Origin of the sequence: Streptomyces sp. NPDC059743, from assembly GCF_042732975.1 — a bacterium.
Lineage (GTDB): Bacteria > Actinomycetota > Actinomycetes > Streptomycetales > Streptomycetaceae > Streptomyces.
In genome coordinates this window covers 252,060-266,833 of record NZ_JBHWGS010000007.1, presented here as the reverse complement: position 1 = coordinate 266,833, position 14,774 = coordinate 252,060, and the positions used below count along the sequence as shown (strand labels likewise).

At 69.7% G+C, this 14,774-nt stretch carries 12 protein-coding genes; 6 read left to right on the top strand and 6 right to left on the bottom strand.

Features of this window, described 5'->3' with window-relative positions; genetic code table 11:
* Positions 1-182: 182 nt before the first annotated feature.
* The gene (acnA, locus tag ACFV6H_RS15645; RefSeq protein ID WP_385541912.1) at positions 183-2,897 is read right to left on the bottom strand and encodes an aconitate hydratase AcnA; all 2,715 of its coding nucleotides are present in this window, start codon (positions 2,895-2,897) and stop codon (positions 183-185) included.
* A gap of 543 nt (positions 2,898-3,440) precedes the next feature.
* On the opposite strand from acnA, the gene ACFV6H_RS15640 reads away from it, so the two are divergent.
* Positions 3,441-3,851, top strand: a complete 411-nt coding sequence (locus ACFV6H_RS15640; RefSeq protein ID WP_385541910.1) for a hypothetical protein — start codon at positions 3,441-3,443, stop codon at positions 3,849-3,851.
* On the opposite strand, the gene ACFV6H_RS15635 is transcribed toward ACFV6H_RS15640, so the two are convergent.
* The 3 genes from ACFV6H_RS15635 to ACFV6H_RS15625 all read right to left on the bottom strand — a co-directional run bounded on the left by ACFV6H_RS15635 (position 3,835) and on the right by ACFV6H_RS15625 (position 6,089).
* Positions 3,835-4,383, bottom strand: a complete 549-nt coding sequence (locus ACFV6H_RS15635) for a GNAT family N-acetyltransferase (protein WP_385541908.1) — start codon at positions 4,381-4,383, stop codon at positions 3,835-3,837. The genes ACFV6H_RS15640 and ACFV6H_RS15635 overlap by 17 nt on opposite strands.
* Before the next feature lie 282 nt (positions 4,384-4,665).
* Positions 4,666-5,046 (bottom strand): peptidase inhibitor family I36 protein, encoded by a 381-nt coding sequence (locus ACFV6H_RS15630; protein WP_385541906.1) that lies wholly within the window; start codon positions 5,044-5,046, stop codon positions 4,666-4,668.
* Between the two features lie 146 nt (positions 5,047-5,192).
* Complete coding sequence (locus ACFV6H_RS15625; protein WP_385541904.1) at positions 5,193-6,089, bottom strand: helix-turn-helix transcriptional regulator; 897 nt, start codon at positions 6,087-6,089, stop codon at positions 5,193-5,195.
* A gap of 176 nt (positions 6,090-6,265) precedes the next feature.
* Here ACFV6H_RS15625 and ACFV6H_RS15620 point away from each other — a divergent pair, with 176 nt between their 5' ends.
* From ACFV6H_RS15620 to ACFV6H_RS15600, 5 genes are all read left to right on the top strand, one after another.
* Positions 6,266-7,240 carry an alpha/beta hydrolase gene (locus tag ACFV6H_RS15620; RefSeq protein ID WP_385541902.1) on the top strand — a complete coding sequence of 325 codons (975 nt, stop codon included), beginning with the start codon at positions 6,266-6,268 and terminating at the stop codon, positions 7,238-7,240.
* A 410-nt stretch (positions 7,241-7,650) separates the two neighbouring features.
* Positions 7,651-8,292, top strand: a complete 642-nt coding sequence (locus ACFV6H_RS15615) for a superoxide dismutase family protein (protein ID WP_385541900.1) — start codon at positions 7,651-7,653, stop codon at positions 8,290-8,292.
* A gap of 228 nt (positions 8,293-8,520) precedes the next feature.
* The gene (locus ACFV6H_RS15610; RefSeq protein ID WP_385542121.1) at positions 8,521-9,501 is read left to right on the top strand and encodes a hydroxyacid dehydrogenase; all 981 of its coding nucleotides are present in this window, start codon (positions 8,521-8,523) and stop codon (positions 9,499-9,501) included.
* The gene (locus ACFV6H_RS15605; protein WP_385541898.1) at positions 9,498-11,579 is read left to right on the top strand and encodes a DUF2264 domain-containing protein; all 2,082 of its coding nucleotides are present in this window, start codon (positions 9,498-9,500) and stop codon (positions 11,577-11,579) included. Before ACFV6H_RS15610 ends, ACFV6H_RS15605 begins: the two co-directional genes overlap by 4 nt.
* Positions 11,580-11,688: 109 nt before the next feature.
* On the top strand, positions 11,689-12,285 hold the full coding sequence (locus ACFV6H_RS15600) for a TetR/AcrR family transcriptional regulator (protein ID WP_385541896.1): 597 nt from the start codon (positions 11,689-11,691) through the stop codon (positions 12,283-12,285).
* Between the two features lie 44 nt (positions 12,286-12,329).
* Here ACFV6H_RS15600 and ACFV6H_RS15595 read toward each other — a convergent pair whose 3' ends face one another.
* Together ACFV6H_RS15595 and ACFV6H_RS15590 are read right to left on the bottom strand one after the other, a co-directional pair.
* A complete protein-coding gene (locus tag ACFV6H_RS15595) occupies positions 12,330-12,980 on the bottom strand; it encodes a histidine phosphatase family protein (RefSeq protein ID WP_385541895.1) in 651 nt (216 codons plus the stop codon).
* On the bottom strand, positions 12,977-14,479 hold the full coding sequence (locus ACFV6H_RS15590) for an FGGY-family carbohydrate kinase (protein WP_385541893.1): 1,503 nt from the start codon (positions 14,477-14,479) through the stop codon (positions 12,977-12,979). The genes ACFV6H_RS15595 and ACFV6H_RS15590 overlap by 4 nt, the downstream gene beginning before the upstream one ends.
* Positions 14,480-14,774 lie beyond the last annotated feature (295 nt).

Sequence of the window (14,774 nt, the reverse complement as noted above, 5' to 3'; positions counted from 1 at the left end):
TCGGGGTTGATTGAGTGCGCAACTGCTCCACAGTATATATGCATCCGATTACTCAGAGCAACATCCTGTTGAGGCAAGTTCGCGCCAATACACGGCAAGGGCCGTGTCCCGTACAGGTACGTACGGAACACGGCCCTCAGCTCAGTGCCTCCACCGCCACAGCAGCCGCTAGCAGCCGCCGCCTACTTGCGGATCAGGCTCCGCAGTACGTACTGCATGATGCCGCCGTTGCGGTAGTAGTCCGCCTCGCCCGGGGTGTCGATGCGGACGACCGCGTCGAACTCCACGCCAGTGTCCGTGGTGACCTTGACCGTGCGGGGAGTGGTGCCGTTGTTGAGTTCCGTGACGCCGGTGAAGGAGAAGGTCTCCTCGCCCGTCAGGCCCAGGGCCTCCGCCGAGGCGCCCTCCGGGTACTGGAGCGGGAGGACGCCCATGCCGATCAGGTTCGAGCGGTGGATGCGCTCGTACGACTCGGCGATGACGGCCTTCACGCCCAGCAGCGCGGTGCCCTTGGCCGCCCAGTCGCGGGACGAGCCCGAGCCGTACTCCTTGCCCGCCAGCACGACCAGCGGCGTGCCGGCGGCCTGGTAGTTCTGGGAGGCGTCGTAGATGAAGGAGACCGGCGCGCCCTCGACGGTGAAGTCGCGGGTGAAGCCGCCCTCCGTGCCCGGCGCGATCTGGTTGCGCAGCCGGATGTTGGCGAAGGTGCCGCGGATCATCACCTCGTGGTTGCCACGGCGGGAGCCGTACGAGTTGAAGTCGCGCCGCTCGACGCCGTGCTCCGTGAGGTAGGTGCCGGCCGGGGTGTCGGCCTTGATCGCACCGGCCGGGGAGATGTGGTCGGTGGTGACCGAGTCGCCCAGCTTGGCGAGCACCCGCGCGCCGGTGATGTCCTCGACCGGGCTGGTCTCCATCGTCATGCCCTCGAAGTACGGGGGCTTGCGGACGTAGGTGGACTGCGGGTCCCACTCGAAGGTGTTGCCGGTCGGGATCGGCAGCGCCTGCCACTGCGCGTCGCCCGCGAAGACGTCCTGGTAGGACTTGTTGAACATGTCCTCGCCGATGGCGTTGGCCACGACATCGTTGACCTCGGCCTCGGTGGGCCAGATGTCCGCGAGGTGGACGGGCTTGCCGTCCTGGTCGATGCCCAGGGCGTCCCTGGTGATGTCCACCTTCATCGAGCCGGCGAGGGCGTACGCGACGACCAGCGGCGGCGACGCCAGATAGTTCATCTTGACGTCGGGGTTGATCCGGCCCTCGAAGTTGCGGTTGCCGGAGAGCACCGAAGTGACCGCGAGGTCGTGCTCGTTGACGGCCTTGGAGACCTCCTCGGGCAGCGGGCCCGAGTTGCCGATGCAGGTGGTGCAGCCGTAGCCGACGAGGTTGAAGCCGAGCTTGTCGAGGTACGGAGTCAGACCGGCCTTGTCGAAGTAGTCGGTGACGACCTTCGAGCCGGGCGCGAGAGTGGTCTTGACCCAGGGCTTGCGGGTCAGGCCCTTCTCGACCGCCTTCTTGGCCACCAGCGCGGCGGCGACCATGACATACGGGTTCGAGGTGTTGGTGCAGGAGGTGATCGCGGCGACGACCACGGCGCCGTGGTCGATCTCGTACGTCGAACCGTCGGGCGCCGTGACGAGCGTCGGCCGCGTCGGTACGCCGTTGGCGGAGGCAGGAGCGTCGGAGGCCGGGAAGGACTCCTTGCCCGCCTCCTCGTCCTCGGAGACGTAGTTGCGTACGTCCTCGGTGAACTTCTCCTTGGCCTCGGCCAGGACGATACGGTCCTGAGGACGCTTCGGGCCCGCGATGGACGGGACGACCGTGGCGAGGTCCAGCTCCAGCTTCTCGGAGAAGTCGGGCTCGGCGGCCGGGTCGAGCCAGAGGCCCTGCTCCTTGGCGTACGCCTCCACGAGCGCGACCTGCTGCTCGCTGCGGCCGGTCAGCCGCAGATACTTCAGCGTCTCGCCGTCGATCGGGAAGATCGCGGCGGTGGAGCCGAACTCCGGCGACATGTTGCCGATGGTGGCGCGGTTGGCGAGGGAGGTGGCGGCGACGCCCTCGCCGTAGAACTCCACGAACTTGCCGACGACGCCGTGCTTGCGCAGCATCTCGGTGATCGTGAGGACGAGGTCGGTGGCGGTGGTGCCGGCGGGCAGCTCACCGGTCAGCTTGAAGCCGACGACGCGCGGGATGAGCATCGAGACGGGCTGGCCGAGCATCGCGGCCTCGGCCTCGATACCGCCGACGCCCCAGCCGAGCACACCGAGGCCGTTGACCATGGTGGTGTGCGAGTCGGTGCCGACGAGCGTGTCGGGGTACGCCTGGCCGTTACGGACCATGACCGTACGGGCCAGGTGCTCGATATTGACCTGGTGGACGATACCAGTGCCGGGCGGGACGACCTTGAACTCGTCGAACGCGGTCTGGCCCCAGCGCAGGAACTGGTAACGCTCCTTGTTACGGCCGTACTCCAGCTCCACGTTCTGCGCGAAGGAGTCGGGCGTACCGAACTTGTCGGCGATGACGGAGTGGTCGATGACCAACTCGGCGGGCGCCAGCGGATTGATCTTCGCCGGGTCGCCGCCCAGCTCCTTCACGGCCTCACGCATGGTGGCGAGGTCCACGACACAGGGCACACCGGTGAAGTCCTGCATGATCACGCGCGCCGGGGTGAACTGGATCTCCTGGCTCGGCTGCGCCTGGGAGTCCCAGCCGCCGAGCGCACGGATGTGGTCGGCGGTGATGTTCGCGCCGTCCTCGGTGCGGAGCAGGTTCTCCAGCAGCACCTTCAGGCTGTAAGGGAGGCGCGCGGAGCCCTCGACCTTGTCCAGCTTGAAGATCTCGTACGACTCGTCGCCCACGCGCAGCGTGCTGCGGGCGTCGAAGCTGTTCGCCGACACGACAGTCTCCTTCATCAATGTGCGCGCACTACCGCGCCTGTACCTCTATGTGCGGCTACCGCCGCATGACGCCGCCACGGCCCTCGCCGATCCGCTAAGGTAAGGCTTGGTTAGGCAACCCTTACCGAGTGGCGGCTGCGGTACGCCTTCGGCAGATATCTCGATGTCGAGATAACTCTAGTACATGACCGCTGCCGGGTCATGCGCGGGCTCGGTTGACCGCTCTCGTCCAATCGAGTCGTTTACTCAGTGAACCTAGTCGTGTGGGTGATCGCACTGGGCGTGCTGGATGGCTGTACCGGCTGGGATGGATCTTGCAGAGCCGTACGTCGAGTTGTCGTACGTGGATGCCGTACGCGAGCGGCAACGCCGTCCGCTGCTGGAGTGTGTGACAGCCAGGTTCGAGGACGTGGCTCCAGTGCGGCCGTTTCGCTGGTCTCGTGGTGAGCGACACTTCTCGGGCTGGTACTGGGCGCGGAACAGAACTCGCTGGCTCAGCGGGAGCGGGCCAAGGCTGCCGAGCTGACGGCGGCCGGACATGCGATGACGGCCAGCGGGATCAAGCAGCGGCGCCAGCGCTATCAGCGCGACGGGCTGGGCGGCCTGGCCGACGGCCGCTCGGCCAAGCATGCCCGCAGAGGCATGACGATCCGCTCACTGGCCGAGCACTACAAGATCCCGCCATGGACAGTTCATCTCGCGCTGGACACCTCACGCCCAGCCGAAAGGGAAGTCTTCCGGGGAAGGGACCCGCTCAGAGGCAGGCTCATCGGTCTGATCGACAGCGTGATCACCGACAACCTCAACGTCAGGGGCATCTGGACCAAGCTCATGGACGACCACGATCACTCGGTCTCCTACGCGTCCGTCCGCTACCACCTCAAGCACCAACAGGACCGGGGAGCCCGCCCTGGAGACGAAGCCGCCCAGTCCAAGCTCAACCGGACACCGTGACCGGGGACCACACGCCGAACCACTGCTCAGCACCCCACTCCTCGAACCGTTGCACCTCGGTGAACCCCAGCTTCGCCGCGAGGCGCATCGAGCGGTCGTTGGCGGTCTGGGTGCAGAGCACCACCGGCTCGCCGGGAAGCGCGTCGGCGAACCAGTTGAGCGCCGCCGCGCATGCCTCGGCGGCATACCCGCGTCCCCATGCCTCAGGCAGGAACATATAGCCGAGTTCGGCCTCCCTGGCATCCGGACGGACGTGCCCCGGACGCTCCGCGTCGCGCCGATCGAGCGTAGTCGTGCCGATCATCGCTCCGTCGAGCTCGATCACGAAAAGGCCAGGGCGCCGCCCGGGCAGTTCGGGCACCGCGCGTTCGAGCTCGTCACGGGGTCGAGGGCCACCGAGGTAGGTGCGCACCTCCGGCAAGGCGAACAACTCGATGAACGCCGCACGGTCCCGGGCCTCGGACTCTCGGAGCACGAGCCGTTCGGTCCTTATCGGGGCAGGTGGCCAGGCGACGGGTCCGAGCGCAGTCATGGCGGGCAACCTATCGCACGCCCATGAGCGTGATCCTAAAGAAGGCCCAGGCCGGAGATCTGTGGGAAGCCCTGTCATTCAACATAGTCGCCGCAGATCAGCGCCCGCCTACCGACTAACTTCACTGTCAAAGGACATCGGTTGATCCGTGCTCCGCAGCTTCCGGCCGGTCGTCGGTCGACCGGAAGCTGCGTGCCGAGGAGCCGGCGAGACGTACGGGCACCCGCACGGATGCGTCTGTCAGCCGCGATTGAGGCCGGACGGCGGTCTCACCAGGCTTGGCTACTGGGGCTTGAAGGAACGGATCTGGTAGTTGCCCTGCAGATTGCCGCCCGCACCGGCCGGGGTCGACCCGGCGCGCGCTTGGTAGTTGGTCTGCGTGTAGTACTGCACGCGGTGTCCGGTTCCGTTCCAGACGGAGCGTACGTTCTGTCCTCGCCGGATGAAGGAGCAGTCGTCGGCGGTGTTCGCCTTGCTGGACTGGGACCACTGACAGCGGGTTCCTCCGCCGTTCCAGTCGCTGTAGATGCAGAAGTGCCCGGGAGCGCAGTTGTAAGCCGCCAGGCTGCTGGACTCCGCGGGGGCCGCGGTCGCGGTGGGTACGGCCCCGAGGGCAGCGACGAAGGCCGCCGCGACGACGGCGAATGAGCGGATGCGGCGCATGACAAAGCTCCTTTTCCTCGTCGTCGATCCGGAGCAGGAGTGCCGCTCCGGATCGACTGAGTTCGCAGGTGGGCAGAAAAGCCACCTACCAGCCCAACGAGGTGTTCGGAGTGAGGAAACGGACAGTCCAGCGGTGGGCCGCCTGGTCACTTCCTGCGATGGCTGTCTTCCGCGGCTCGCTTGTCGTTCGTGTGGTCGGGATGGGCCGCCCACTGGAGGAGGAAGCGCAGTGCCTGCTGGGAGGGAGAGTCGGGTGGAGCGGTGTATGCGACCAGTTGCTGGTCGGGCTGTGTCTCGACGGAGAACTGCTGGACGTCCAGGGTGATGCTGCCCGCGACAGGGTGGAGATACGTCTTGGTGAGCCGGCGCGGCCCGCGGACCCGGTGGCCGGCCCACCAGGTGCGGAAGTCCGGATCGCGCATGCTCAACTCGCCGATCAGCGCGGCAAGGGCCTGGTCCTTGGGATAGAGACCGGCTTCCATGCGCAGAACCGCCACGCACTCGCGCGCGGCCGTCGGCCAGTCCGCGTACAGCGCGCGGTAGGCGTCGTCGAGGAAGGTCAGCCGGATCAGGTTGCGTTCGGCCGGGGCGAGCGCGCCGAAGTCGGTGAGCAGGGCGACCGCGCCCCGGTTCCAGGCCAGGACGTCCATACGCCGGTTGAGAACCATGGCGGGAATGTCGTGCATGGTCGAGAGCAGCTGCTGGAGTTGCCCGTCCACCTGCTGCCTGCCCGGTCTCGGCGCGGGCGTGGCGTCAGCGACGGCGAAGAGGTAGGCACGCTCGTCCGGGGCGAGCTGAAGCGCGTCGGCGAGCGCGTCGAGGACCGGGCGGGAGACCCGGCGGGCACGTCCCTGCTCCAGGCGGACGATGTAGTCGATGCTCACATGCGCGAGCTGGGCCAGCTCCTCACGGCGCAGGCCCGGCACCCGGCGCGGACGGCCGTCATCGGGCACGCCTGCCCGGTGCGGGTCGAGGGCGGCGCGGCGGGCACGCAGGAAGTCGCCCAGTTCGTTGCCGCCGGAAGCGTTGTCCTGGAGTTCCATGACTCCAGTGTCCGCAGGCGAGCAGCCGCGCGCCTGGTACTGACGTAGATAGGCAGCGCCCTCCCTGGTACCCCGGCCGCACCGACGCCACCGTGGATATGTGGCCGCCGACAGGAGGCCACCGGAGCCCGCCCCACCGCGAGCCCGTCCCGTCCCTCTGTGACTGGAGCACCACCGTGAGGACCGACGTCACCTTTCCCAGTGCCGGCCTGAAGCTCGCCGGCCACCTGTACGCCCCGGACGACGGGGCCGTCGGCCCGTACCCGGCGATCGTCGTCGGCCATCCCGGCAGCGGCGTGAAGGAGCAGACCGCCGGCCTGTACGCGCGGCGTCTGGCCGAGAAGGGCTTTGCCGCCCTCGCCTTCGACGCCGCGCACCAGGGCGAGAGCGAGGGCGAGCCGCGCGGTCTGGAGGACCCGGCCCACCGGGTCGAGGACATCAAGGCGGCGGTCTCGTTCCTCACCACCCGCGACGATATCGACACCGAACGGATCGGGGCGCTGGGCATCTGCGCCTCCGGCGGCTACGTCCTCGCCGCGACGGCGTCCGACCACCGGATCAGGGCCGTCGGCACCGTCTCCGCCGTGGACATCGCCCGTCAGTTCCGCGACGGCGCCGACGGCGGCCAGGACCCGGCCGTCTTCCAGGGCATGCTCGACGCGGCTGCGGCGGCACGCACCGCCGAGGCGCGCGGTGCGGGAGTCCAGACCTTTCCGATCTTCCCCGACACGACCGAGCAGGCCCACGCGCTGGGAGGTCGGCACGCGGCTGAGGGCCGCGAGTACTACTGCTCCGACCGCGCCCAGCACCCACGCTCGGCGAAGTCCTTCACTTGGTCGAGCGTCGACCGTATGGCCTTCTTCGACGGATTCCGCTTCGTCCACCTGATCGCACCGCGCCCGCTCCTCATGATCGTCGGGCGCGAGGCGGTGACCTCCTGGATGAGCGTGGAGGCGTACCAGAAGGCGCGCGCCCCGAAGGAACTGCACTGGATCGACGGCGCCAGCCACGTCGACCTCTACGACAAGGAGCCTTACGTCGGGCCTGCGGCCGAGAAGCTGACCGACTTCTTCCGGGCCCAACTGGCCGCTGCCGAGCAGACATCCGGACTGGCCGCAGGTCCGGGCGCTCCACCGGCCCCGACGGCGTGAGGACGCAGAGCATGAGGACGCAGAGCAAGTGCGGCCGGTCCTGGGCGATCTCGCCGACCGGGTCGGCCCATGGCGATCCCGGTCGATGGGTGTCGGTCGCGGCGGTATCACCCACACGGAGGATCCGGTCGGCCGGCGCTTCGGCGGACGCGAGGGCCTGCTCAAGCTTCTCGGGCAGGCCCTCGCGTCCGATCCCGGGAGACGGCGTCGGCGCTCTCTGAATGCCGGCGATGTGCCCCGGAGTTAATCTGGCCCTGACCGAGGCGCCGACGCCGAACGCCTCAGCGCACCGGACGCTCCACTGCACCGAACGCCTTAAACGCGTGGCGCGGACTCGCCATGCGACACGGCGGGACCGCCGCCGTCCACCACCCTGGACTCCTCAACATCACCGTCGAAGGAGACCGCTCGTGAGGACTCATCGCAAGGCGTCCGCAGCCCTCGCCGTCACAGCCGTGCTTGTGATGCCGACCACCACGGCATTCGCGCGGGACGGCTCCGACTCGGTGAAGGCGGAAGGGTGGTTCGCGCCGCCCTCTCCCTTCCAGCTTTCGAACGCGCTGACATATGACGTGAAAAAGGTGCCGGTGGGCTCTCGCATCTCCGTCGTCCAGCAGGTCCGCGAGCACACGGGAGAGCACACCGGCGAGCGGGCCGGTGGGACGGGCATCACGGTCCGGCTCAGGTTGAGCGGTCTGCTCCCTGACCGTATGTACGGCGCGCATGTACACACCAAGCCCTGCGGCCGGACGCCGGACGCCTCGGGCCCGCACTACCAGAACGTCGAGGACCCGAACCAGCCGTCCATCGATCCCGCCTACGCGAACACCGAGAACGAGGTCTGGCTGGACTTCACCACCGACGCCGGAGGCCATGGCGCCGCCGAGTCCCGGCACGACTGGCGCTTCCGGCCGGGCGGCGCGCGTTCCGTGGTCATCCATGAGCACCACACGTCGACGGCCTCCGGCGAGGCGGGAACGGCGGGAGCGCGGCTCGCCTGTCTCACCGTGCCCTTCGAACCGACCGGCGCCAGCGCCGGCACCGGTGAGTGATACGTCCTGCGAGTGATACGTCCTGGTGGTGCCGGAGCGGCATTCGTATCCGTACGGGACGCTGCCCGGCACCTGGTCGCCCGGCACCCGGTCCTGGTCGGCGGGCCGACATACTTGGTCCCGGACGGACCGGAGCCACGGGAGCACGCCAGAGCCCAGCGCTCCCGTATCAGGAGACCGAGATCGTTGACCTCACAGCCACAGCAACGGCCGCGCGCCGCGCTCGCCATGGCATCGGACGTCGCGGAGGCCGTCCTCGGCCCCGACTCCCTGGCCGCCCTGCGCGCCGTGTGCGAGCTGGCGCCGCCGCCCGTCCTCGACGACTTCACCACCGACCGGGCCCGCGCCACGCTCGCGGAGGTCGAACTCCTCGTCACCGGCTGGGGCTGCCCGCCTCTGGACACCGCCGTCCTGGCGGCGGCACCGCGGCTGCGCGCCGTCGTCCACACCGCTGGTTCGGTACGCGGCCATATCACCGAGGCCTGCTGGGAACGCGGAATCGAGGTGTCCTCGGCCGCCGCGGCCAACGCCCTTCCGGTGGCGGAGTACACCGTCGCGATGATCCTGCTGTCCGGTAAACGCGCCCTGGAACGCGCCCGCGACTACCGGGCCGCGCGCCGTCGCGAGGACGGGCCGCGTACCGCCGCCGAGGTGGGCAACTACGGCCGTACCGTAGGCATTCTGTCCGCCTCGCTGATCGGCCGCCGCGTCATCGAACTGCTGCGGCCCTACGATCTGCGGGTGCTGCTGCACGATCCGTACGTCGATGACAAGGACGCCGCGGCGCTCGGCGTCCGGCGGGTGGAGCTGGGCGAACTGTTCGCGCTGAGCGACACGGTGAGTGTGCACACACCGCTGCTGCCCGCCACCCGTGGTCTCGTCAACCGTGAACTCCTTCTGTCGATGCGGCGCGACGGTGTCCTCATCAATACCGCACGCGGCGCCGTCATCGATCAGGAGGCGCTCATCGAAGTGCTCCGGGCGGACCGGATCCGGGCCGTCCTCGATGTCACGGATCCCGACGAGCTGCCGCCGGACCATCCGCTGTGGGAGTGCGAGAACGCGATCATCACCCCGCATCTCGCGGGCTCGGAGGGCAATGAGCTGCGGCGGCTGGCCGATCTCGCCGTCGGCGAGGCCGCCCGCTGGGCCACGGGCGACGGCTTCGCCCATCCCGTACGACGCGAAAGGCTGGCCTTCCTCGCATGACCTCACCTCGCGAAGTCCCGGAGCCGGAAGCCGAGGTCCCAGGGCCGGAAGTGCCTCGGCACGGGAGCCCGGTACGCGAGAGCCGCCCGTTGCGCGAGAGTCCCGGATTCCAACTGCCCGACGAGGACCGCGTGTCGAGTCCGTACACCGGCTACACCCGGGCGCACTGGGAAGCCACCGCCGACGGTCTGCTGCACGCCGCCTGGCAGTGGGCCACTCCGGGCCGCGCCCTGCTCGACCTGCCCGGCCGGCCCTCCGCCTCCGGTGTGCGGTCGGACGGTCTGGAGGGCTACGCCCGTACGTTCCTCGCCGCCGCCTTCCGGGTCGCGGGCGCGGGCGGCGACGATCCGCACGGCTGGCTCGACCGGTACGCGGACGGGCTCGCGGCCGGGACCCGTACGCCCGGCCGGGACGACGCCGAGTCCTGGCCGCTGGTCCTCGGCCACGATGTGCACGGACAGCCGATGGTCGAGTCCGCGTCCGTCGCCGTCGGACTGCGGCTGACGAGGACCTGGCTCTGGGACCGGCTGGATCCGGAGGTGCGGGACCGCGCCGAGGAGTGGCTGCGCGGCGCGCTGCGACACACCCCGGCGCCCAACAACTGGTATCTCTTCCCGTACACCGTCGCCGGATTCCTGGAGTCGGTGGGCCGCGGCGACGCGGAGACGGCACGCGCGCGGGAGCGGGCGCTCGGTCTGCTGGAGGGCTGGTACCGAGGACAGGGCTGGTACGCCGACGGCGACGGCCGGGCCTTCGACCACTACAACGGCTGGGCGCTGCACTTCTATCCGGTGCTGGACGCCCATCTCGCCGGTACGGAATCGGCGGAATCAGCCGAGCCTGCGGAATCGGCGGACGCACGCCTCGGCGCACGCCTGCGCGAGCATCTGGAGAGCTTCTCGCTGCTGTTCGGAGCCGACGGCGCGCCAATCCACTTCGGCCGCTCGCTCACCTACCGCTTCGCGGCCGGCACGGCGGTCGCCCTGGGCGCCGTCACCGGCCACACTCCGCTCGCGCCCGGTGTCTCGCGCCGGCTGCTGAACGGATCGCTCCGTTACTTCCTCGACCGCGGCGCCACCGGCGCGGACGGTCTGCTCAGCCTGGGCTGGCAAGGGCCTCATGTCGCCACGCTCCAGCGCTACTCGGGTCCCGCCTCGCCGTACTGGGCGTCCAAGGCCTTTGTCGCGCTGCTCGCGTCCCAGGACGATCCGCTGTGGACGGCCACCGAGGAACCGACACCCGGCGAAGGCGCCGACCAAGTACTCGCCCTGCCCGCGCCAGGGCTGCTGGTGCACTCCACGGCGGCGGACGGGATCGTACGGCTGCACAACCACGGCAGCGACAACGTCCGGCCCCATGAAGGCGAGTCGGCGGACCAGGACGATCCGCACTACGGGCGACAGGCCTACTCCACCAGGACGGGACCCACCTCGCCGGAGAACATCGCGGACAACCATTTCGCCGTGGAGATCGCGGGAGTCCGCAGCGTCCGCCGCCGTATCCGCCCTCTGGGTGCCGGACACGGCGACGGCTGGGGCTGGGCCGCCTCCTGGCATCTGCCGGTCTTCGTGTCGGGCCCGCCCATGGTGCCCGGACTGCGGATCGAGAGCGTCACCGTGGTCAGAGGCCGGTACGAACTGCGCGTGCACCGCGTGTTGGGCGCTCCGCCCGGAGCGCGCGTACGGCAGACGGGCTGGGCGACCGGCACCGGCACCGGCACCGGCACCGGCGACAGCCCAGGCACCGGCACCGACGACGGCCCGGGTGGCACCGACGGCGTACGGTCCGCTCTGCTCGGGCTGTACGGCTGGGAGTCGGCGGACGAACCACGGGCACCGCAGGGCACGGCGTTCACGCGCTGGGCATGCGTGCCGCGGCTGACGGCGGAGGCCGAGGGCACGGCCCTCTTCGCCGCCCTCGCCACCCTCACCGCGGAGCCCGACGCCGCCCCGCTGTCCGAGGCGGTGAGCAAGGTCCGTACAGCGGGCGTCGACGGGAGCGCGATCGAGGTGACCTGGGCGGACGACGGCTCGACCACACGTATCGCCTTCGGCCCGCTGACGGTCGACCACACCTGAGGCCAGGACAGTGGTCAACTCTCTTCGGTCGACAGTCCCACCATGGCGCGCTTAAAATAGACCCGTAGGTCCAGAATCCTGGGTTCCGGAAGCCGGAAGGACGGCCGACATGGCGAGGGCGCTGACCGCCAAGGGAGCCGCGACACGGCAGCGGATCATCGACGGCGCCGCGGCCGAGATCCGTGAGCGCGGAGTCCTGACCACCACACTTGACGACGTCTGCCGCAGGACCGCCACCAGCAAGGGCCAGCTCTTCCACTACTTCCCGGACGGCAGGGAGCAGCTTCTGCTCGCCGTCGCCGAACGGGAGGCCGAACGCGTACTGGAGGACCAGCAGCCGCACCTCGGCCAGCTGACCACCTGGGACGCGTGGCAGGCCTGGCGGGACGCGGTCGTACTCCGCTATCAGCTGCAAGGGATGAACTGCCCGCTGGGCGTGCTGATCACCGAACTGGGCCGTAGCACGCCCGCCGCACAGGCGGTGACCGGACGGCTCGTCGAGCGGTGGCAGTACGAACTGCACGTCGGCATCACCGGGATGCAGCAGAACGGCCATATCGCGGGCGGCCTCGACGCCGGACGCACCGCCGCCGCGATGGTCGCGGCCATCCAGGGCGGTGTCACGATCCTGATGTCCACCGGCAGCAGCGCACATCTGGAAGCCGCGCTGGACACCTCACTGCTCTTCCTCCGGCTCTCGCGCTGATTGCGTCGGCATCGACCGCGTGACAGCCACGATGCCCGTACGCCCTACGGCGTCGGCACGTTGTACGACATCAGGGCCACCTCTCCCGATATCACCCGCAGTTCGGTGATCGCGCAGTTGCGCAGGCCCGGGAGCACGCGGCGGTATTCGCTCTCGGGGATTCCGAGCAGTCGGCACAGCACCAGCCGGAGCAGGGTGTTGTGGGCGACGGTCAGGACGCGGCGGCCCTGGTAGGTCTCGGCCAGGCGCAGCAGTGCGGTGGCGCCGCGGGTGGCGGCGGTCTTCGGGTTCTCGCCGCCCGGGAGTGGATGGGCGGCCGGATCGCGGCGGAAGTCGGCGACCTCCTGTGGGTACGACGCTTCGAGTTCGGCGATGGTCCGGCCCTCGGCGACGCCGAAGTCCAGCTCCCTCAGGTCCGGTTCCACGACGGCGGCCAGACCGGTGGAGCGGACGGCGGGCTCGGCGGTACGGCGGGCGCGCGCGAGCGGTGAGGTCACGATCGCGTCGAGTCCGGCGCCCGCCGCCCAGACACCGAGCCCGTCGGCCTGCTCGACTCCGCGCGGCGTCAGATCGATGTCGCTGATGCCGGTGTAGCGGTTCTCCTCGTGCCAGACGGTCTCGCCGTGCCGGGCCAGAAAGAGCGTCGCGGGAGCCGAAGTGGTGGCGGCCGGTATCCGCAGTGGCGAGGCTGTCATCCGTGCTCCCTCGCATAGGCCGCCGTCTCCGAGGGCAGCCAGCCGCGCCGTTCGAGCGCGTCCACCAGCGTGACGAAGGGCCCGGCGAAGCGCGCGCTGATCCGTGGGCGCGGATCGAGGATCGTCCGTACCCGGACCATGCCCCGTACGGTCGACAGCAACGACGCCTCGCCGCCCGCCCGTACACCGTGCGCCGCGAGCACCGCCATCCCGAGCGCCGAGTCCGTGTGTTCGGGCACCGTGGCGGTCAGTCCGAGGACATCCGCGCGGAGCTGGTTCCAGTACGGGCTGCTCGTGGCACCGCCGGTGAACGCGATCGGCGACTGGGCCGGCGCGCCCAGAAAGCGGATATAGGCGAGACAGAGCCGTTCCACGAGTGCCACGCCCTGGAGCAGCGCGGCATAGCGATCGCCGTCGTCGACGGGCCGGCCGAGCACGAACGGTTCGGCGTCCGCCGCCAGGAACGGGAAGCGCTCGCCGCGCGAGACTAGTGGATACGCGACGACGCTCGCCGGCTCGTGCTCGGCGGCGAGCCGGTCGAGTTGAGCCAGATCCGCGCCCGGGAACGCCCGCGACAGGGCGCCCGCTCCGACACTGGAGGCGCCACCGGGCAGCCAATGTCCGTCCGGCGAAAGGTGGTTGTAGAGCACACCGGCGGGATCGTGCAGCGGAGCCGCGGTGACGCCCTTGAGTACGAGAGTGGTGCCGAGGACGGTGTTCCACTGTCCAACGCCCCAGGCCCCGGAGCCGAGTTGGGCCGCGCAGCCGTCGGTCATTCCCGCGACGACCGGAGTGCCCTCGGCCAGTCCCGTACCGGCCGCCGCCTCCTCGCACACCGTACCGAGCCCGGTGCCCGGCGCCACCACCTCGGGAAAGTCGAGACGGGACAGGCCGAGCCGGTCGTGGACGGCGGTGGGCCAGGTACGGGTGTGCAGGTCGTAGCCGGTCTTGAGGGCATGGCTGGAGTCGGTCGGCACGGGACGCCCGACCAGCCGGGTGGTGATGAAGTCGGACTGGTGGCAGACGCGCGCGCCCTTGAGCCGGGAGGCGCCCTTGAGCCCGGAGGCGGCGCCGTCGCGCCGGTCCTCGCGCTCGGTGCGGGTCAGCCAGAGGAGTTTGGCGAGGGCCCAGGTCGGCTGGATACGGTGGCCGAGCGTATGCCACACCTCCGCGCCGGCCTCCTGCGCGTCCCGCGCCTCGCCCGCGGCCCTGCCGTCGTCGTACATCAGCGCGGGCGTCAGCGGATTCCCACGAGGATCGGTCAGCAGGACGGTGCCCGAGGTGGCGCACACGGCAACTCCCCGTACGCGCGCGGCGGAGAGCGTACGCAGCGTCCGGCGGACGGCGGCGCGGGTGCTCTCCCACCAGTCGGCCGGGAGCTGTTCATGGCGGTTGCCCTCGCGCCGGCCGGTGAGCGGCGCCGAGCCGCGGCCCAGTACGTGTCCGTCGTCGGTGACGGCCAGGGCACGCACGCTCTGCGTCCCCAGGTCGATCCCCATCCACACGTCCTTGTGGCGTGTGTCCGTCACAGATTCCCGCCTTCCACGACCCGTCGCCTGCCGGTCGTCTTCTCGTCGCCCGCTGGTGATCTCACGATGCTTTTCACATGGTGACCACGATGGTGCACCAGGGGGCGCGCACCGGGGTCCACAGGACCGGGATTCCCTTGTCTCACCTGGTGAGGACGGTGGGACGGCATCGGTTGACGGGTTGACCCGATCGCCGCCCTTGGTGAACACTGCCGAACGGTACATCAGCAATCTATGTTATATCCTCAGAGCTTCATGTTATTGA